A 20,712-nucleotide genomic window follows, 5' to 3' on the forward strand; every position below is an offset into this window, starting at 1 on the left:
CTAAGATAGAGATAAAAAGAAGGTTATTAGTGGACTTTAACTTTGCCAAAGCTTTGAAACTTTGGCAAAGTTCATACAAAAAACGGTGCGAGCCATAGGGACAAGTAGTGAATGAGTGAAGAAAAGATGAAGGTAATACACTAGAAACCTCCCCCTTTACACATACCCAGCTATCGCTGGCTACCTCCAAAGGGGGAATGTAGCGACACAAAGGTGAAGGAAAGGTGAAGGAAAGGTGAAGGTAAATGGGTTTTAAATACTGTTTTGTTTGTATCGTTTTAATTTATTACCTTTGCAGTTCATATTACCTTATCATTTCATTGAGCAACTATGAACATCGCTTTTGACGCTAAACGGGCTTTCCATAACACACGCGGACTGGGGAATTACAGTCGGGATTTGATTCGCATACTACAAGAACACAAGGTGGGGCATTTATACCTCTTCAACCCACAAAAACGCGAATTTCAGGGAGTGGTGATTGATGAACACACCACCGAAATTACTCCACAATCTTTCTTCTGGCGCAAGCTAAAATCATTATGGCGCAGTGTAAAAATCACTGATATAGCTAAACAACTTCCTATTGATATTTATCACGGACTTTCAGGAGAAATTCCTAAGGGAATTTATAAATACATACCTACGGTAGTTACTATTCACGACCTTATTTTTATGCGTTATCCTGAACTGTATTCGTTTTTCGACAGAAAAATACATTATCGCAAGTTCTTGTATGCCGCACAACATTCAGAACACATCATCGCTATTAGTGAGCAGACTAAACAAGATATCATCAGCTATTTAGGCATTTCAGAAGAGAAAATAACGGTGGTATACCAAGGCTGTCACCGAGCTTTTAAGAAAATATATACCGAAACACAGAAGGAAACTATACGCAAAAAATATCATCTCCCCGAAAAATTTGTATTGAATGTAGGCGCTATTGAGCCTCGCAAGAACGCACTTGAAATAGTGAAAGCTATTGAACCTCTGCGAGATATTTCGTTAGTTTTGGTCGGTAAGCAAACGGCTTACTACCAACAAATAGAGGCGTATTGTGAAACACACCAACTTAAAGACCGCGTGCAAGCACTGAGTAACGTGCCTATGGAAGATTTGGCGATTATCTACCAGCTTGCTGAGGTATTTTGTTATCCTTCGATTTTTGAAGGTTTTGGGATTCCTATTATAGAAGCGTTATTTAGCAAAACCCCTGTGATTAGTTCGCAGGGCAGTTGTTTTGCGGAAGCAGGTGGAACACATTCGGTTTATGTGAACTTACAAAACGCTGAAAAAGAGATACGTAAAGCCATTGTAAGCATTACTACCGATGAGGAGTTGCGCAGGCAAATGGTAGAAGAGGGTTACCGACACGCCCAGCATTTTACCGACGAGGCAGTGTTTGAAAACTTGATAAAAGTGTATAAAAAAGTAAAAAGTGAGTAGTAAAAGATAAAAATACGACAGCTGATAACTTATTTAACTTATTGACTTTATGATGTATCATAAATTTTTCTTAAAAAAAAGTGAAGAAAAATTTGTTTGTTAAAAAAACTTCCGTAACTTTGTACCAATTTTAACACTTATAAAGCAATAAAAGATGAGAAAGATGATCTTATTGATGAGCATCTTTGCTATGCCCCTCGCTATGGCACAGCAACAGAGCTCGCCTGACGGCAATGTAGTGCTCACTTTTTCACTGAAAGCTGATGGGGCACCTTCGTATAAGGTGACTTACAAAAACAAAGCAGTGATCAATGAAAGTACTTTGGGCTTTAAAATAAGAGAAGTAGTCTCCTCCCATTTATTAAAAGCGGACGGGACACCTCTTTATAATGAAAAAAGCCTTCCGGACGACTCTAAAATCAAGAAAATTGAGCCGTTAACCCAAAACTTTAAAGTAGTAGACACCAAAAAGTCTACTTTTAAGGAAACGTGGAAACCTGTATGGGGAGAAGAAAGCGAGATTCTCAACCATTACAACGAACTTCTCGTACAATTACAACAAGAGAAGACCCACCGAAAAATGAACATTCGTTTTCGCGTGTACAACGAGGGAGTGGGCTTCCGCTATGAGTTCCCTTCACAAAAAGAACTCACCTATTTTGTAATAGAGGAAGAACTCTCGCAGTTTGCGATGACCGGAGACCACACCGCTTGGTGGATTCCTGGGGACTACGATACCCAAGAATACGACTATACGGAAAGTAAGCTCTCCGAAATTCGCGGATTGATGAAACAAGCGATGAGTGACAACGTATCGCAGTTTGTTTTCTCGCCTACCGGCGTACAAACTTCCTTAATGATGAAAACCAAAGACGGCTTGTATATCAATCTTCACGAAGCGGCTTTGGTAAACTACTCGCTAATGAACCTGAACTTAGACGACAAAACTTTCGTCTTCCAATCGTGGCTCACGCCCGATGCACAGGGAGCTAAAGGCTATCTAATGGCTCCTTGCCACAGCCCTTGGCGTACTATTATGGTGAGTGATGACGCTCGTAAAATCTTGGCGTCACGTCTTATCCTCAACCTCAACGAACCTTGTGCTATTGCCGACACTTCTTGGATTAAACCTGTAAAATACGTGGGTGTTTGGTGGGAAATGATTACCGGTAAAAACTCTTGGAGTTATACCAACGACCTTCCTGCAGTAGACCTTAATACGGTGGATTACACCAAAACCAAACCTAATGGTACCCACGGCGCTACCAACGAAGAAGTGCGCAAATACATCGATTTTGCAGCAAAACACGGCTTCGACCAAGTGCTTGTGGAAGGTTGGAATATAGGTTGGGAAGACTGGTTCGGACACAAAAAGGACTATGTGTTTGACTTTATAACTCCTTACCCCGACTTCGACCTTAAAGCACTGAACGACTACGCGCACTCTAAAGGCGTGAAACTGATGATGCACCACGAAACTTCGGGCTCTACGCGCAACTACGAGCGTCATATGAAAGCCGCTTACGAGTTGATGAATAAATATGGCTACAATGCCGTAAAAAGCGGGTATGTAGGCGATATCCTCCCTGTGGGCGAACACCACTACAGCCAATCGACTATTAACCACTACCTCTATGCGATTAAAGAAGCTGCTAAACACAAAATAATGGTGAATGCGCACGAAGCCGTACGCCCTACCGGTATTTGCCGTACTTACCCAAATATGATAGGTAACGAATCAGCTCGCGGTACTGAGTACGAGGCTTTTGGTGGTAATAAAGTATTCCACACCACTATCTTGCCTTTCACTCGTTTGCAAGGAGGACCTATGGATTATACTCCTGGTATCTTCGAGACCGAAATGAAGTATGTAAATCCTAACAATAACAGTCAGATACGCAGTACCTTGGCACGCCAATTAGCCTTGTATGTAACAATGTACAGTCCGCTACAAATGGCAGCCGACTTGCCAGAGAACTACGAGAAGCATATGGACGCTTTCCAATTCATTAAAGATGTACCCGTAGATTGGCAAAAGAGCGTATACCTTGAAGCAGAACCAGGACGTTACATCACCATTGCGCGTAAAGATAAACACAGCAACGATTGGTACGTAGGCTGTACAGCTCACGAAGGCGGACATACCTCAGAGCTTCTGCTCAACTTCTTGGACAAAGGTAAGAAGTACGAGGCTACCATCTACGCTGATGCTAAAGATGCTAACTGGAAAACCAACCCGAAGGCATACACCATCACCAAACAAAAAGTAAATGCTAAAACCAAATTGAAACTTACTGCCGCTCAAGGCGGAGGGTATGCTATTAGCATTAAAGAAGTGAAATAATCCCCACCCCAGCCCTCCCCCAAGGGGAGAGAGTTTGGGAGCTTTATGTTTAAAATACTCCGTTTTCTGAAAAGTAAAAATCTTTTTAGATTGTCCCCTCTCCTTGGGAGAGGGGAACGGGGAAAGGAACTAAATTTATTATATATGAAAGTAAAAATGAACAAACTACTTTGTACAGTAATGTTTTTCTTGTGCGTAGCTTTTGGTTATGCACAGCAAATCACTGTAAAAGGAACAGTGAAAGACGGCTCTGGACAACCTTTGATGGGTGCCAGTGTCCTTGTAAAAGGTACCTCTCACGGTACTGCTGCCGATTTTGACGGTAATTTTGAGTTAAAAGTAGACAAAGGGGTTACCCTTGTGATCTCATCAGTAGGCTATAAAAGCCGAGAAGTAGCTGCTAAAGCAGGTACTATGAACATCGTTCTCCAAGAGGATACACAACAATTGGAAGACGTGGTAGTCATTGGGTATGGAGCTATAAAGAAAAAAGACCTTACAGGTTCTGTAAACTTGGTAACCGACAAAGACTTTAACAAAGCTCCTGCCGTAAATGCCGACCAGCTTATCCAAGGTAAAATAGCTGGGGTACAAATGACCTCTGCTAGTGGAGCTCCTGGTGAAGGACAAACTATCCGCATACGTGGTAATGGCTCTTTGTCCTTAACTTCTAACCCGCTAATTGTAATTGACGGTGTGCCAATGAACGATGGAGGCGTGGGCGGTTCTCGTAGTATCTTCAACTCTATCAACCCCGAAGATATTGAGAGTATGACTGTGCTAAAAGACGCTTCGTCTACTGCTATCTTTGGTTCACGTGCTGCCAATGGGGTAATTATGATTACTACCAAAAAAGGAAAAGCAAACCAAGATTTGAAGATTAGCTTCAACACCAGCATCGCCCTACAAGATGTAAACGACTATGTAGATGTAATGAATGCTAACCAATTCCGCCAAACAGTAAAAGGATTGAATAACCCTGCTGCCGAAGCGCTCTTAGGAAATGCCGATACTAATTGGCAAAAAGAAATCTACCAAACTGCTCCAATGAGCAATAGTACTTTGGTGCTCTCCGGCGCTTACAAAACTTTGCCTTACCGTGTATCAGTAGGACATTCGTATGCCGATGGGATATTGCGCACCGATAACTTCAAACGTACCAATGCCAAAATTAGCTTGAACCCTACTTTCTTTGATAAATCATTGAAATTAGAATTGAATGCCAATGGTACTTATATGCAAAACCGTTTTGCTAATAAAGATGCTATTGGGGCAGCCGTAGAGTACGACCCTACTCAGTCAGTGTTTGGAGGTCTCGCTAAATATGGAGGTTACCACGCTTGGGTGAACCCTAATAATGGCAGCCGCTACGACTTAGCTCCTAACAACCCTATGGCAATGCTAAAGTTTTTAGACGATTCTTCTAAAGTGTATCGTTTTATTGGGAATGCCAAAGTAGATTATACCTTGCCTTTCTTTAAAGATATTACCGCTAGTGTAAACGTGGGTATTGATTACAGTAAAGGGGAAGGTGATAAAATAACCGACCGCCGTATGCCTACCTCTACTCCTGATTTCGACGGAGCTAAAACTACTTATACTAATAAAGCTACCAACAAGCTCTTTGATGCCTATATAAACTATATGAAAGACATCAAAGAAACTCATAATATAGGGCTAATGATAGGACACTCTTATCAGTCATTTGAGTTTGACGATAATTCCACTGATTACTCTTACTTCACTAACCCAGGTGATAACAAAGAGGTGCCTAACATCAACAAGAGTAGAAACGTATTGATGTCTTTCTTTGGTCGTGCAAACTATAGCTATAAGAATCGTTACCTTCTTACCGCTACCCTTCGTGCCGACGCATCTTCTAAACTAAACCCAGACGACCGTTGGGGTTACTTCCCTTCAGTAGCCTTGGCTTGGAACGTGAGCAACGAGAACTTCCTTAAAGACAACAAAACTCTTAACGAACTCAAACTGCGTTTTGGTTATGGTGAAGTAGGGAACGTGAATGGTTTGGGCGACTACCTCTTCCTTACCAATTACACTCGTAGCCAAGACGGAGCTTCTTATCAATTGGGCGATAGCTTCTATCAAACTTACCGTCCTGGGGTAACCAATAAAAACCTACGTTGGGAAGTGGGGAATACCCTCAATGCTGGTATTGATTTTGGCTTGTTAGATAACCTCATCACAGGTACCCTCGATGTGTATCGCAAACAAACCAAAGACCTGATAGCCGAAACCACTATCGACCCCTTTACCAACTTTAAAAACCGTGTAAATGCCAATGTAGGGGATATGGAAAACAAAGGTATTGAACTTGGTTTGACTGTAACTCCTATCCGTAATATTGAGAAGAATATCCGTTGGAGTTTCAACTATAACATAGCTTACAACGAAAATAAGATTACCCGTATGCCCGACGACCAGCCTACTGGAGGTATCTCAGGAGGTACTGGTAACCGTGTACAACTACACCGCGAAGGTGAAACCCCTTACTCTTTCTTTGTATACCAACAAGTGTACGACGCACAAGGCAATCCAGTAGAAAATGCTTTTGTGGATAGAAACGGTAATGGCAAAATAGACGAAGGCGACCGCTACTTGTACAAATCGCCTTTTGCCCCTGTGACAATGGGCTTTGGCACCGATTTGAACTACAAGAATTGGGATTTAAACATCACTACCCGTGCAAACATCGGTAACTATGTGTACAATAACACCCAATCACGCTTAGATCAATTCGGCGAAATTACTGCTAACAGTGGTTTCTTGCGCAATATTAAAGCGAATAGTAATTTCCAACGCCATAACGACCAATCGTGGTTAAGCGATTACTACTTAGAGAACGCTTCGTTCTTCAAGTTAGACAATATCACCTTGGGATATACTTTCCCTCATACCGATAAAATGTACATTCGCCTTTATGGTACTGTACAAAATGTACTGACTATTACTAAGTACAGCGGTTTAGACCCAGAAGTATACGGTGGTATAGACAATAACTTCTATCCACGCCCTCAAACTTACTTGTTGGGCTTGAATGTTAACTTTTAATGAATATAGAGTATGAAAAAATATATCAAACATAGTATCTTTGGGGTAATATTAGCACTTTCGCTTAGTGCTTGTATGAAAGATTTAGACCAAGAGCCTATAGACCCCGATAGCTTTACTGAAAAAGACGTGTTTAAAAACGCTACTGAAGCTAAAGGTGCCTTAGCTAAAATTTATGCCTCATTATCGCTTACTGGGCAAAAAGGTCCCAGCGGTGATGGCGATATAGCAGGTGCCGATGAAGGTTCTACTGGATACACTCGTATGCAATTCTACTTACAAGTAGCCAGTACCGATGAGGCAATCATTCGCTGGAGTGATGCTGGTGTGCCCGACTTCCACAATATGAGTTGGACACCTGCTAACACCTTTACCAATGCCTATTACAACCGCTTGGGGCAACAAATCGCTTTTGCGAACTCGTTTATAGATAACGCACAAGCCTTAGCTTCTGACCCCGAAGTAGCTTATTATATTGCTGAAGCGCGCTTTATCCGTGCTTATGCTTATTACAATGTAATAGATGCTTTCGGGAAAGCACCTTTGGTAACCTCCTCTAAGGCAGATTTAAAACCTGCTCAAAACACACGTGCCGAACTCTTTAACTTCGTAGAAAGTGAGCTAAAGGATTTGGAGGGCAAACTAAAAGCCGCACGTGCTAACGAATACGGACGTGTAGATGTGGTAGCCGCTCAAGCGCTCCTCGCTCGTTTATACCTCAACGCTAAAGTGTATATAGGACAAGATAAATATACCGATTGTATTACTTATGCTAAAAAGGTAATTGCCTCTTCCTATAGCTTAAACACTACCGATGCCAATAACAATGGTACCGCTTACGACGAGTTGTTCCTTGCCGATAACAACAGCAATGGCGCTCAAAACGAGTTTATATTTTTAGCAAGTTTTGATGGGCTTAATACCAAAACTTTTGGAGGTACAGCTTTCATTATACACGGAGCTACCGGAGGAAATATGAATGCTTCTTCCTTGGGTATTAACGACGGTTGGAGTGGTCTTACAGCTCCTAAAGAATTCGTTAATAAATTTGAGGTATCAGCACGCAATAGTAATAACGAGCCTACCGCTTGGAAAGACAAACGCGCGATGTTCTATACCGATGGACAAACCTATGAGAACACAGACTTAAAAGACTTTACAAAGTCAGGTTATGCCATTACTAAATTCAAGAACATAACCTCTACAGGAGCCGCAGGTAAAGACCCCGAAAAGAAATTCCCTGACACCGATTTACCGCTCATTCGCTTAGCCGAAGTATATCTTACTTATGCTGAAGCCGTGCTACGCGGTGGTACAGGAGGTGATAGAGCTACTGCCTTAGGTTATATCAACCAATTGCGTAGCCGTGCTTATGGTAACGCTTCTGGCAACATAGCTGATAGTAACCTTACCTTAGATTTTATCTTAGACGAACGCGCTCGTGAATTGTACTGGGAAGGATTGCGCCGTACCGACCTTATTCGTTATGGTAAATTTACAGGAGGTGCTTACCTCTGGTCTTTCAAAGGAGGTGCCGCTTCAGGTGTAGCAGTGCCCGATTATAGAAACTTATATCCTATTCCTCAAGATGCACGCACCGCTAATGACAACCTTACTCAAAATACAGGATACTAAAAAGAGAATACTATGAAAAATATACTTAAAACAGCAGCACTATGTATGGGGCTTATCTCATTGGTAGCCTGCGAAAAAGACGAAGAAAAGGCAACCCTTAATGCCGATGCCAAAATAGAGGCTTCCCTATCTACCGACAACGTAGTACTTACACAGGGCACCGCCTCCCAAACAGCTCTTACTGTTTCTTGGGAAACCAAAAACCTCAACATAAACCTTGCTCCTAAATATACCGTTAATTTTGTAAGAAAAGATGGAAAAAAGGAGAAATCTATTTCAGTTGAGAAATCCCCTCTTGCTATCACAGGTAAAGAGTTAAATGACTATCTCATAAGTGATTTAGAAATTACAGCAGGAACAACCACCGAAGTTACCGTAGCGGTAAGATTAGTCCTCAGCGACCAACGTAATTTTTCCTCCGAGCATAAATTGAAAGTAACCCCTTTCCTTGATGAAATCAAACCAAGCGATTGGGGAATAGCTGGTGATGGTGCTAACGGTTGGGATCCAGATAAAGGATTAGATATTAAAATGTGGAAAGGTGACGATGGTGCATTAGTAGCTTATGCTACTTTAAAAACTGGTAGTATCAAATTCCGTAAAGATAATAAATGGGATCTTAATTACGGTGGAAGTAACGGTAAATTAGTGTCTGGAGGAACTAATATTGCTGTCTTAGCAGGTACTTATAAGATTACTTTTAACGAAAAAGCCCTTACTTATAGTATCGAAAAATACTCTTGGGGTATAGTTGGTAGCGGTGCTAATGGTTGGGACGAAAATAAGGATTTAGACATCAAGTTGTCTTACAATGGTGCTTTTAACCAATGGGAAGCTAAAAATGTTAGTCTAAAGGACGGAGAAATTAAAATCCGTTTAAATAACCAATGGGGTACAAACTTCGGTGCTGATAGCACTGATAACCCTGCAACCGCTCTTAGTGGTAAGCTTAAAGATGGTGGAAATAACATCAAAGTGAGTGCAGGCACTTACAACGTTTCTTTCTCTTTTGATGTAAAAACCAAAGAAGGTACTTACAAGATAGAAAAATTATAACAGAATACAGGCTGTCCGACAGTGTCGGACAGCCTGTATTATATCATTTAAATACCAAAAATATGAAATATTATATATACCTTCTCGCAGGATTGCTCGCCTTTTCCTGCGATAAAAAAAGCAACAACGACAACCCAGAACCCCAAAATACAGTTCCCTTAGACCTTACTAAAATAGACAACGGCAATCGCGTAATGATGCAAGCCTTCTACTGGGACGTAGAACCCCGCGGAGAATGGTGGAATACTATTACCCCTAAACTCTCCGATTGGAAAGCCAACGGGGTAGACCGCATATGGCTACCACCTGCCTCCAAAGGAGCTTCTGGGGGCTATTCTATGGGCTACGACCCCTCCGATTATTTCGATTTTGGCGAATATAACCAACACGGCACTGTAAAAACCCGCTTCGGCTCACGCGCTGAACTCGAAAACCTTATCAGCAAAGCCCACGAAAGTGGCTTGCAAGTAATTGCCGATATCGTTATAGGACATAACAATGGCGGAGGCAAAGAGTGGAACCCTTACCGCAATAAAGAGACCTACACCCTTTTCGATAAAACCCACGGTAATGCTTCTGGAAGATTTGACCGCAACTATGAGTGCTTTCACCCTAATAAATATGCAACTTCTGACGAAGGAGCTGACTTTTACGGAGAACAAGACCTCTCGCATAAAGTACCCTATGTACGTGAAGAACTTTGGGAAAAAGATAACTCAATGGCTAAGTATTACAAGAATACAATGAAGTTTGACGGTTGGCGTTTCGACTATGTGAAGAGCTTTGGAGCTTGGGTAGTACGCGATTGGTTAAAAGCAGTAGGTGGTTTCGCCGTAGGTGAATTGTGGGACGGCAACCCCGAAACGCTTAAAAAATGGGTAGACGAGAGCGGTGCAAGTGCTTTCGACTTTGCCTGTTTTTATGCCCTCGAAAAGGCATTAGACCGCAATAAAGATATGCACGAACTGATGACCGATACCCACCCAATGCTTAGAACCTTACGCACCGAGAAAGCCGTCACTTTTACAGCTAACCACGATACCGAAAAAGACAACATTGCTGATAATACCATTGCGGCTGACAAAAAACTAATGGCGTATGCCTATATCCTTACCCACAGTGGCTACCCTTGTATTTTCTATTCCGATTACGAAAATGAGGCTTTCAAAGCCAAGCTACAAAAGCTAATGCTCATCAACCGCAGTTTGGCAGTAGGCGAAGAGAAATTTCACTTAGCCTCTAATACGGAGTATGTAGCTTCACGTCTGGGCAACGAGAAAAGTCCGGGCTTAGTGCTCTTTATCAACAACAGTACTCTCCCTGCCAAGCGTACTATCACCACCCATTGGAAAAACAAAACCCTGATAGATTACTCTGGTAATAGTCATTTATTTTTTGTTACCGATAGCGACGGCAATGTAACCATACAAGTACCCGCCAATAGCTACACTGTGTGGTCAATAGGTAAATAACATAAAGTTATACAGATAAAAAAACGAGCTACCTCGCAATGAAGTAGCTCGTTTTTTACTTAAGTTTTAAATCTTCTGTTTAAAACGCTTGTATCTCCAATATACATAAGCTAAGACTACGAGCAATAACAACCAAAGAATATACCTTAATGGTGTACTTTGGGTGTGTTTTCGTATTTGCTCAGCTTGCTGTATTTCGTGCTTTCGAACTTCAGTTTGAGCACTTGCGTAGGATTGCTTATAAAGAGTAGTATCAGCCTGCTGTAAGCTCTTAGAATGGGCTCTGATAGCTTTAATTTTCACCTTGCCATTGCGTACCCTTATAGTCTCTCTATTGCCGTCCCGAGTGCGGGTATAGGTGAGTTCTTTAGCATTCCCGACGCTGTCTTTGTCGTTTTCGAGTTCAATCTCGAAAGACGTGGCGGACAGGTTAGACCATTCAGACTTGTGAGACTGCTGAACAAAGAACTGGGAACTATCTTTATTGGTGATAAAGTGCTCTTTCTGTATTTGCCTTTGTGTGTAGGTTTCTACTTTTTTGGTTCTGCAACCAATCACTGACAAAAGGAGTAACATCAATAATAAAACTCTTTTCATACATAGTTATTTCACTTGTTCAATCATTTTAATCACTTTTTTCAAAGTATCCGCATAGTTAGGAGCGGTAGCATAACCCACTTTAGCAACCTCCTCTGCAAACTTATAGGGGTCACTTTTCACTTTCAATGCCTCTGCATAGCGTTCGTTTTTGATGAAGAATTGAGCGTGATCAGTGAAACTCTCTTCTGGGGTATCGTACTTCCTAAACCAATCCCTCACCACGTACAGATATTTGCCGTCCGCACGCTTAGTAATGCTGATAATCTCAGGAAAAAGTCCCTTTGTTACCATAGGCACGGAAAGTACCTCCGTAGTACGCACTAACTGCTTCTTACTTACAGGTGTATCCTTGCTAGCTTTCACGCCGAACATCATATTACCGGGCACATTCTTACCCCAGCCCGTCTCTAATGCCGATTGCGCCAGTATGAATAGGTGTGATATTCCCGTTTTACGCTGAGTCTCGAGGGCGTAAGGCTTGTATTTTGTTATGAATTCTTTCATATTAATTTATGATATTAATGATAATTCTGACTTCACAAGGGTCCGTCCAGTCAAAGGTTAGGTTATCGATAAGTTGTATATAGAAATTACATATTATCTGGTTATCTTCTATCCTTACATTCTTTAACAAGACACCTTCTTCATAGGGAGAGGGGAGGTAAGATACTGCTTCTTGGGTGTATAGGTAAGTATCATATGGCATAATTGGTGAATCCTCTATAAGCCTTTCTTCATTAGATATTCTTAGGTTATATAGATAGTGTGAGTGAAGCCTAAATACGGTAAGTTCTCGTGCGATTCTGTTCTTCTCTTCCTCTGGCAGGTTATTATGCCACTTGCCGTTGGTACCTACTTCAAAGATACAATCTCGGACATAGTATGGAACCTCAATCATTTGCTCGACAGTATCTACATTATTGCCTTGTTGGGTATCATACATAGAAATAGAGAGTACACCATTGGGTACGTTTGTCTCTCTTAATATAAAATCAAACGAAGAGTTGTGTAAATTGCGTACTTCAAAAGGAGTAGGGTAGGAAGGTGCAGAGCACAAGAAATTACATATGTTTCGCTCCTCTTTTTCATATACAGTTTGTACCTCATAAAATAGATCGTAACCTTTAAATTTTATAAGGGTTTGTGTATAGTCTTCTAAGGTGAGTATCTTATTGTAGGTGGAGAACTGTATATTAGAAATGTTAAAGGTATTAGGTAGCTCCAAAGCCTTGTCGAAGATACATTCATAGGTATAGATATACAGTCCCTCCAATACATAACTTGACAATAGGCGTACCTTCATTTCAATATCTTTACTTTTCTTTTGCTCGTTCTCGTAATATAAGACACACGCTAACCTGTCAATATCAAAGAATTGGGCATTCCTATAATATAGGGAAACAGTAAAGGTAACATCTCTCATGTTCAATTGAGAGGTTCCTTTTATACCAAAGTTGTAAAACAGTTGTGGATTCATTACTTGTTATTTACGTTGCTAATTACTTCTGTGCCACAAACTACAAGGCTGGCGGTGCTTCCTTTTGCGCCTGTGATACTACTATCGCCTACAAGGGTTTTACCTATGAAGATGATGTTTGCGCTTCCTACTTTAACAACCGATAACAGAGCGTTGTCGGGGAAAGTACTAAAGTCTAAATTTATGTCGGTGTCGTTGTTACACCTAAGCACTCTGCCTGCGTGTTCTTTGCTAAGTATGGTGTTATCGGTAACTTCAAGGGCTAAGCCGAAGATTTCCTTATCTATTTTCGTACCGATAAGGTCGCTGAGCTGGCGATGATTTTTTAACTCGGTTACAATTTCCTGCAAGGTATCAAGACTCACATCATCTACCTGCAAAATGGTGTTAATGTCTTGTATTTGTTTCTTCACCTCATCAAACAATATTTTATGTGCTTGTGTATCGTTTAGGTGATTGTTCAATTGTTCAGCTGAAGCTGTACCTTCTACGAGTTTATCCAAGCCCTCTACGCTTGCCATTGGTATCTTTTCGCTTTTGTGCCAAAAACTATCCAACCAAGCCCAAAATTGCTCTTGCGTTGGTTTTTTAAGATTAGAAAACCACTGCTTTAATGTTTCTATTGCTGTCATAATTATTAATCTTATTGTATAAATTAAAATCCTACAAAACAAATAAATTTTACTATCTGAGAAGGTTGAATATTATTAATAGATTCTTTACCTCCTTTGAGAATACTTTTAAATAATGTCCTTGTTCCTTTCCCCATTCGGGTACATTCTTGTCCTAGCCCGTCTCTAATGCTGATTGCACCAGTATGAATAGGTGTGATATTCCTGTTTTACACTGAGTCTCGAGGGCGTAAGGCTTGTATTTTGTTATAAATTCTTTCATTTGCTTAATTAATGTGAATATAGAATGAGGGCTATGCCGTTGCCTTCTAGACTTATGATGAATATTAACGAAAAGATAATGTTAGTAGAGGGTGTTAAGCTCTTGGTTGTTTTTTTCGAAAGGCACTATATTGCTGAGAGTAAATAATTTGATAATGTTTTTTCTCATTTTTTTAGAATTTATAAATATTTTTAGTACTAATTATTGGAGCATTGAAAACGACAGAAACATATCCCCCTCCTTCTTCAAAATTTGATATATATCCTTTTATACTATAACATAATAAAGCATATTTTATCATATAAATACTTTTTTCTTCCGATGGAAGTTCAATTGTCATTCTCGAATTAAGAGAATTAAGAGGATAATTAAGGGTAAATTTATTCATATTATCTGTACCTTCTATATCTTGAGATAATACAATTGCTAATAAAGATAATTGTGATGAAAGATTACTTTCTTTTTTCAAAGTTATAGGTTCTTTTTCAAAAGAAAAACAAATGTTTTTATCATCTGTTTGAATATCTTTTAAAGGAACTGCTACATAATAAAAATTTTCATAACCTGACATTTGAAAAGAAATTTCTACTTCTTTATTAAACTCAGTTTTTATGTAATAATTAGAAAAGTCTGTTTTTGAAAATGGTTCAACTATTATATCTTTGTCAAATTGCTCAATAAAAACGGTACCGTCATTGAGCTTTTTTAGTAGTACTTTAGAACCTCTTGCGCCAATAATAGGAGGGTCTCCAAAGAATTTGTCTACTTTTATTCTCTTAGGAACAGATTTAAAATTATAAATCTCTACCGCAGAACCGTTGGGGAGAGCAGTTATATCAATTTCGCCATCAGGATAAGATTCCGTTAGGTAATACTTTTTAATTTCGTCACCTACACCAAAGTTAAGCAGAGGTTTTCTCTCTTGAAAGAACCCTAGGCTCTCTAATTTGTTTTTTAGCGGTGTAGTAAAGTCGTTAGAAGATAGCCCTTTTCCGTCTTCTTTGTCTACTTTTTTAGTAAGTAATGTTTCAAGGTTTTTGTTAGATTTCACTTGAGTAGCGATTTCTTGGAGCGTATCAAAGTCGGTGTCATCTACGGAGAGGGTCGTCTCTACCTGACCCATTTTGGTTTGAAGATTGTCGATAGCGTCTTTGAGTTCCTTACCCGTTCCTTCGTATCCTCCTTTGGGTAATAGCCCTGAAGTGTCAGTGGGGTGCAGAGTGTCTAACTTCTGTTTGTACTCGTTGGTAAAGTCATTAGCCGACAAGCCTTTTCCGTCCTCTTTATCCACTTTTTTGTCAAATAACACCTTATGTGCTTGTGTATCGTTTAGGTGATTGCTTAATTGTTCAGCTGAAGCTGTACCTTCTACGAGTTTGTCTAAGCCTTCTACACTTGCCATTGGTATTTTCTCGCTCTTATGCCAAAAACTATCTAGCCAAGCCCAAAACTGCTCTTGCGTTGGTTTTTTAAGGTTAGAAAACCATTGCTTTAATGTTTCTATTGCTGTCATATCGTTTAGTTTAAAAATTAAAATCCTACAAATTCTATAAAACGAATCACTCGGTAAGGAGGCATATTATTGTGAGGTTGATCTCCTCCTGCGCCTGTAATTGGACGATAGGAAATATCTTCATTATCCCCATATAGTGAAAGGGCTCTTTCACCCAGCTCTGTTCCCCCATATTTCAGATTTGCCACTTTGAAAAAAACTCCATGGTTATGGATTGGCATTTCCGCAATGGTAAGTCTATGCATTTTTTCTCCTCCTGTCCTGCCTATCACTCCTAAATCATTATCAGCAATATCTTGTCCGACAGCCATACGTCCTTGTAAAGGTTCATACTCTCGCCAACCTTCTGGTAAAGGAATATTAGCTGGTTTTCCCCATATTGCTACCAACCCCAAGGGCACCGTTTTCTTTACACGTTCCTCCAATTTCTCCAAGCGTTTCAGCAAAGATGTTTCTTCTGTAAAAGATTTCTCTTCTATTTGTCTGTTACTTAACACTCGCCTGAAGCTCTCCCACGGATAACTCTTTGTACTACTGCCAAAAGTAGCTACTTTCTCCACAAGCACTGTTTTCTGTGAGCCGTCTTCAAAAATTTTAGATGTGTTCACTTCCTTAATGAATACGTGAGAGCCAAGTGTCGTACCCTGAAAAGGGTATATTTCTCCTTCAATGGCTACTACTCCGTCTGACACCGTGTTCCCTACTACTTCACACCCCGAAAGAATAATTAAATCTCCTGAAATACCACTCATTGCATTGAATATCTTATAAGCATTCTGCATATAACTTAATACATCGGTAGTTAGTGGGAAACCTCCCGTTTGGTTTACATTAATACTGTTCATAATTTCTATACTTCTATAATATATCGTTTACTCGCTAATTTGTAAAAGTCTATTAGGGCTTCTATCTCAAAGAAACGGTACTTACCTATTTCACTTGTAGGAATCTTCTTCGCCTCCCATATCTCCAAAGGTATTTTTACGATAAAGTCTACTCCTGTATCGCTGTAATCTACCTCACGATGTAAATACATAGTCCCTAAAAACTTCGGTTTTTGTTCTCCTTCAGTATAAAGATACTGTCCTTTGTACTGATTGCCGTCCCATATGCGTATGCGCCGTTGCTCAATATCGAATGCATCATTTAGTGCTTTGCGTAAGTAACACACTTGTCCATTCAGTCCAAGTTTCTTAATATCCAAATATCTCTTCTGAATAAAGTCATAATACAACTGACTGATAGGAGCACTAAGCGTTCTTATCCATCCTACCATTCTTGTCTTTCGCAAAAAAGAAGGTATAAGTAGAATGACCAATTTTTCTATTTTGAAATTAAATATCATTTTGTGATGTATTTTATTTGTGAAGCATTCCAGTCTACCTCAAAGTAACCACTTTGCGGTATTTGGGTAACTCCTATGTTTTGTAATGCTCCATAGCCTTTGGTCTCGGGGTCTATCCACGCGGTTTTGAGTTCTTTTAAGTGGGGTATTTTCACCCCATTGGCTTGTTGCAAAGCGTCTACAAGATGCGCTACAATAAGTTCACCGTTAAAAGGTAAGTTTTTAAGATAACCCTCTATGGCTTCTTGTATAGGGCGTTTGCCGTAAAGCACATCGCTTCCATTACTATCCAATACTAACGGGTCGTAATACACATCAAGGTTCAGAACAAGCTTATCAGGCAGATAATTAATAACCGTAGTGCGCACTCCAGCATCTTTAATTTCTGATAAATAACCGCTGAAGGCATTTTGTTCATCTGCTGTAATAGGCTGTAACCGTCCCCCGTTTTCAGTGGCTATCTTTACTATCAACCTACCGTCATTACTCTCCACCACTGCCGAGTATTTTATAATCTTACTCGCCTCTACCTGCTCCTTTGCCTTATCTTTGTTGTTAAACTTATCGCTGTCGGGTAAGAGGTCAAAACCATACTGAAAGGCAAGGGCTTTACTTCTATACCACCGTGCAGTATGAGGTTTTAATTCAGTAAGGCGTTTATCAATATCTGTCCTATGTAAGTCGAATAACTTTTCTAAGCTCCAAATAGCTACCGAGATAATATAAACCCACAGTCGCCATATAGCTACTCTTGAGTTTGAGTTAAGTCCGTTTAGAGCGTCTTCTCGCTCTTTCGCATTATAGATAATCTGTTGTATTTCTTGTATTGTACGTGCCATAATTCCGTAAATAGTGAAAAGTGAATAATTACTGTCCGTCGTGGCTCACGACAAAATCTAAGTTTATCGCCCATATGCTAATACCTTCCTGGCGTTCGCTTATTCTTTTGTCCTCTTGCGTAAAAGCAGTTGCAGGCTGTATCTTCTTTGCGATGTAGTAGGTCAAAATATCTTTATTAGTGAATGATTCTGTAGGTATTGTTAATACTTTTCCTGCTACCACATCATCGGTAATACTCAAATTGTTGAGCATTGCCAATTCAAAGATGTTTTCAATAGTCCCTGTGTGCTGTAAAGCAAGGTCTAAAAGACTCTGATTATGTAAAACTACTACTTGCATTATTCTTTTGATTTTCCATTTAGTTGCTTGTATTTCTTTAATTCAGTTAATAGCCCTTCAACAGAGTTTTCTAAATCTTTAATACGCTGATTTGCTTTTTTGAGCTCCTCAATAGCACTTGCGTATTTAGCCCCTAAATCTTCTATCATTTCTCGATAGATTTTCACGGCTTTATCCACATTCTCAAGTTCGCTGGTCTGTAGTTCCATACGTTGCTTGGGTCTACCAAAGAACCAACCCGCTACTCCCGATAGTACCATTCCTATAAACGATACAAAATGCTCTTTAAGTCCTTCTATGATTATTCCCATTGTGTTATTATAATAATTTACTAATCTACTAATTAATCGTTCCTTTTCCCATACCAGTAGTAACTCCTGTATAAGTGCCTGCCAGTACAGGTATGCCCGTTTGCACTATTACCTCTCCACTCTTTACATAAGCTTCAATGAGAGAGGCAAGTCGTTCGGCATATTCTTCCATTCCTGCTTCTGTTTTAGTAAGCATTTCTTGTTGCAGGCGTATAATCCCTGCTTTTAGTGCTTGTTTATCTAATGCCATAAGTTTAGTGCTTAGTTTTTAGTAGTCAGTTGCAAGTACTTGCAACTGACTACTAACTACTGATTACTGTAATAATTCGTTTATCTTATTATTAATCTCCTCAAACTTCATCACGTTGTTCGGAGAAAAATTTCCTATACCCGAAGGTGTTTGTATCACCGCGTTTTTAAGTTCCGTTAGAAGCTCGTTTAAAAGACTTTTTAAATCCACTTCCCCGCGTTGCAAGTGCAAGCCTGCTTTGTCTATTGTAAGCTGTGTTTCTTCTATACGTAAGCTCACGCTCTCTATCTCACTATAAGCCACCACGTAGTAGCGGTTCTCGTCTTCCCCAATCGAAGCTATCAACACACTGCTCCCCTCCTTGGGGAAGAGATAAAACCGCTCAGCATTATCGTTAATCACCGAAGCTAAGCGCACGGTATATTGTAGCTCGTCGTCCTTCACCTCACACGTGCCCTTTTCTTTGTCTACCGATACCACTTCTACGGCTATGGTAGGTGTTTTGCGTCTTCCTATCTGCTTAAGCCCTTCTGCTAATTCTCTGTCTATACTCATAATTTTGCTCCTATGGTTACTTGTCGACGTGCGCCATTACGTCCGAAGGTAATTTCTACTTTCTTAATAAAGTAACGTTCGTCTATCTCTTTCAATTCATTATCTATCATATGAGCTTGCATACCCCTCGTCGCAAAAGGGACCAAGAAACTTGTTATAGAGCCGTCAAAGCCATCGTATTTCAGCCTTTCCATCTCGGCTCTTGCCATTTCTCGTAGCTTAGGTTCCTCACTTACTACCGAAGTATGAAAGGTTCTTAGCTCACCATCAGGATCACCCTCTTCCACTGTCTTCTTTTTATTGTTTTTGTCGATATAAGTGTAACGTACTTTCAGTTTGCGTTCCTCCTTAGTCCTATACTCCAAATCATTGGCAACAATATTGTAATTGAGGTCATAGCGTGCCGTTTGCCCTATATTGGTAAGCTCCGAAAGTCCTGCGTACAGCTTGCCTTCATCATTGATAAACACGCTTAGCCTAAACTCTTCTTTCAACTTCTCCAATACCTGCGTACCGTTCGCATTGCGAATAATCCACTGGTCTAACTGCATTTCTGGAATATTGTCCGCCAGCACAATAGGCGTGTCCTTCACAACTTCCTGCAATACTTCTCTAAGTGTTGTTTTTTGCCACGACTTGCTGATATTTTTACGTCTAAGTAAGTACATAGCGTCTTCACACTCTATGTTTACAGGAATGCTCGGTTTAACCTTCTTTACATAGCCTTCAAACTCCACTCCGCTATACACACCCTCATAAGCAAGGGTAACACTCACTTTGTCGCCCACCTTGATAGCCTTTTCAGTATAAAGGCTTTCGCCCCCTTTGGCTACTTTAAAATGGGTTGGCAGTTCAATCGTACAGGTGTCCGCCAATTCGTCTACCGATTTGGTGATTTTAACGTTGTGCACTGCTCTAAAAGTGTAATCACCTATTTTTATAATCGCTTGTAATACAAACATTAGTATATCTTGTTAAGTTGGGTTCGTTTCTCGTCTAATTCCGCATAAAAGTCCATATCCGATACAGCTTTAATGGTGTACTTCTGTATACCTTCTTTGCCTTCCATTTCCTCAAAGCTAATATCTTTGAGCACGATGTTACCAATGTCAAAAAGAGTAAAGAGCTTATTGCCTATCACCTCCAAACTCTCATTCTTTTCAAACAATTTGTTAAGACTTTGTACTTGTGCCGTAGGATATTGATCGGGATTTTGGGGGTCTACACACAGTCCTCTTATGGTAATTTGCCAATCTTCAGTAGTGATATATTCCTTGACCTTACCTTTGCGTTGTTTGCCTACCGTTGCCGTTTCTACAATGGTTTTAGTAAGCGAAAAACTCACCAAAGGCTCATTGGGGAAAACCGTCTGCTCCCCCGATTTATCAGCCACTTTTAACGTCATAAAATACTGACTGCCATTACTGCGTGCCTCACTAATGTTAGACAAACTCGGCAGTACAAATTTCGTTTTATTGTTTGCCCACCACTGCGGGAAAGCTGGACCTACATAGTCCAAAAAAGCCCGTGCGGTGAGTTCTTTTATATCAAATTCCATAA

Annotated in this window: 20 protein-coding genes and 1 pseudogene; 6 read left to right on the plus strand and 15 right to left on the minus strand. The window is 40.2% G+C overall.

Translation table 11 applies throughout. The features are described from left to right. Positions 1 to 330: 330 nt before the first annotated feature. From AM608_RS06695 to AM608_RS06720, 6 genes are all read left to right on the plus strand, one after another. Positions 331 to 1,449 (plus strand): glycosyltransferase family 1 protein, encoded by a 1,119-nt coding sequence (locus tag AM608_RS06695; RefSeq protein WP_053581182.1) that lies wholly within the window; start codon positions 331 to 333, stop codon positions 1,447 to 1,449. Positions 1,450 to 1,603: 154 nt separating this feature from the next. Beyond that, the gene (locus tag AM608_RS06700) at positions 1,604 to 3,793 is read left to right on the plus strand and encodes a glycoside hydrolase family 97 protein (protein ID WP_053581183.1); all 2,190 of its coding nucleotides are present in this window, start codon (positions 1,604 to 1,606) and stop codon (positions 3,791 to 3,793) included. A 144-nt stretch (positions 3,794 to 3,937) separates the two neighbouring features. Beyond that, complete coding sequence (locus AM608_RS06705) at positions 3,938 to 6,865, plus strand: TonB-dependent receptor (RefSeq protein ID WP_053581184.1); 2,928 nt, start codon at positions 3,938 to 3,940, stop codon at positions 6,863 to 6,865. A gap of 12 nt (positions 6,866 to 6,877) precedes the next feature. Continuing rightward, positions 6,878 to 8,500: a RagB/SusD family nutrient uptake outer membrane protein gene (locus AM608_RS06710; RefSeq protein ID WP_053581185.1), complete on the plus strand. Its 1,623-nt coding sequence runs from the start codon at positions 6,878 to 6,880 to the stop codon at positions 8,498 to 8,500. A 12-nt stretch (positions 8,501 to 8,512) separates the two neighbouring features. Further along, entirely contained in the window at positions 8,513 to 9,556 is a 1,044-nt protein-coding gene (locus AM608_RS06715) for a SusE domain-containing protein (protein ID WP_053581186.1), read from the plus strand. Positions 9,557 to 9,618: 62 nt separating this feature from the next. Then, on the plus strand, positions 9,619 to 11,028 hold the full coding sequence (locus AM608_RS06720) for an alpha-amylase (protein ID WP_053581187.1): 1,410 nt from the start codon (positions 9,619 to 9,621) through the stop codon (positions 11,026 to 11,028). Positions 11,029 to 11,094: 66 nt separating this feature from the next. On the opposite strand, the gene AM608_RS06725 is transcribed toward AM608_RS06720, so the two are convergent. From AM608_RS06725 to AM608_RS06790, 15 genes and pseudogenes are all read right to left on the minus strand, one after another. Further along, entirely contained in the window at positions 11,095 to 11,625 is a 531-nt protein-coding gene (locus tag AM608_RS06725) for a hypothetical protein (RefSeq protein ID WP_053581188.1), read from the minus strand. A gap of 6 nt (positions 11,626 to 11,631) precedes the next feature. Beyond that, positions 11,632 to 12,138, minus strand: coding sequence for a glycoside hydrolase family 73 protein (locus tag AM608_RS06730; protein ID WP_157466283.1), 507 nt, complete (start codon positions 12,136 to 12,138; stop codon positions 11,632 to 11,634). After that, positions 12,134 to 13,105 carry a hypothetical protein gene (locus AM608_RS06735; protein ID WP_053581190.1) on the minus strand — a complete coding sequence of 324 codons (972 nt, stop codon included), beginning with the start codon at positions 13,103 to 13,105 and terminating at the stop codon, positions 12,134 to 12,136. The genes AM608_RS06730 and AM608_RS06735 overlap by 5 nt, the downstream gene beginning before the upstream one ends. Beyond that, positions 13,105 to 13,737 carry a hypothetical protein gene (locus AM608_RS12510; protein ID WP_053581191.1) on the minus strand — a complete coding sequence of 211 codons (633 nt, stop codon included), beginning with the start codon at positions 13,735 to 13,737 and terminating at the stop codon, positions 13,105 to 13,107. Before AM608_RS12510 ends, AM608_RS06735 begins: the two co-directional genes overlap by 1 nt. A 157-nt stretch (positions 13,738 to 13,894) precedes the next feature. Then, positions 13,895 to 13,999: pseudogene (locus tag AM608_RS12515) on the minus strand (peptidoglycan hydrolase); the annotation flags it as partial. 172 nt (positions 14,000 to 14,171) lie between these two features. Continuing rightward, on the minus strand, positions 14,172 to 15,512 hold the full coding sequence (locus AM608_RS12520) for a hypothetical protein (RefSeq protein ID WP_253273451.1): 1,341 nt from the start codon (positions 15,510 to 15,512) through the stop codon (positions 14,172 to 14,174). 17 nt (positions 15,513 to 15,529) lie between these two features. Beyond that, complete coding sequence (locus tag AM608_RS06750) at positions 15,530 to 16,357, minus strand: hypothetical protein (protein ID WP_053581192.1); 828 nt, start codon at positions 16,355 to 16,357, stop codon at positions 15,530 to 15,532. 5 nt (positions 16,358 to 16,362) lie between these two features. Next, complete coding sequence (locus tag AM608_RS06755) at positions 16,363 to 16,857, minus strand: hypothetical protein (RefSeq protein WP_053581193.1); 495 nt, start codon at positions 16,855 to 16,857, stop codon at positions 16,363 to 16,365. Beyond that, on the minus strand, positions 16,854 to 17,696 hold the full coding sequence (locus AM608_RS06760) for a hypothetical protein (protein ID WP_053581194.1): 843 nt from the start codon (positions 17,694 to 17,696) through the stop codon (positions 16,854 to 16,856). The genes AM608_RS06755 and AM608_RS06760 overlap by 4 nt, the downstream gene beginning before the upstream one ends. Before the next feature lie 28 nt (positions 17,697 to 17,724). Next, on the minus strand, positions 17,725 to 18,036 hold the full coding sequence (locus tag AM608_RS06765) for a hypothetical protein (RefSeq protein WP_053581195.1): 312 nt from the start codon (positions 18,034 to 18,036) through the stop codon (positions 17,725 to 17,727). Further along, positions 18,036 to 18,347 (minus strand): hypothetical protein, encoded by a 312-nt coding sequence (locus tag AM608_RS06770; RefSeq protein WP_009411055.1) that lies wholly within the window; start codon positions 18,345 to 18,347, stop codon positions 18,036 to 18,038. Before AM608_RS06770 ends, AM608_RS06765 begins: the two co-directional genes overlap by 1 nt. Positions 18,348 to 18,375: 28 nt before the next feature. After that, positions 18,376 to 18,597, minus strand: coding sequence for a hypothetical protein (locus AM608_RS06775; protein ID WP_015781914.1), 222 nt, complete (start codon positions 18,595 to 18,597; stop codon positions 18,376 to 18,378). A gap of 63 nt (positions 18,598 to 18,660) precedes the next feature. Further along, the gene (locus tag AM608_RS06780; protein ID WP_053581196.1) at positions 18,661 to 19,152 is read right to left on the minus strand and encodes a hypothetical protein; all 492 of its coding nucleotides are present in this window, start codon (positions 19,150 to 19,152) and stop codon (positions 18,661 to 18,663) included. Further along, on the minus strand, positions 19,149 to 20,114 hold the full coding sequence (locus tag AM608_RS06785) for a late control protein (RefSeq protein ID WP_053581197.1): 966 nt from the start codon (positions 20,112 to 20,114) through the stop codon (positions 19,149 to 19,151). The genes AM608_RS06780 and AM608_RS06785 overlap by 4 nt, the downstream gene beginning before the upstream one ends. Further along, entirely contained in the window at positions 20,114 to 20,710 is a 597-nt protein-coding gene (locus AM608_RS06790) for a DUF6046 domain-containing protein (protein ID WP_053581198.1), read from the minus strand. Before AM608_RS06790 ends, AM608_RS06785 begins: the two co-directional genes overlap by 1 nt. Positions 20,711 to 20,712 lie beyond the last annotated feature (2 nt).

This window comes from Capnocytophaga sp. oral taxon 323, assembly GCF_001278825.1.
GTDB classification, from domain to species: Bacteria; Bacteroidota; Bacteroidia; order Flavobacteriales; family Flavobacteriaceae; genus Capnocytophaga; species Capnocytophaga ochracea.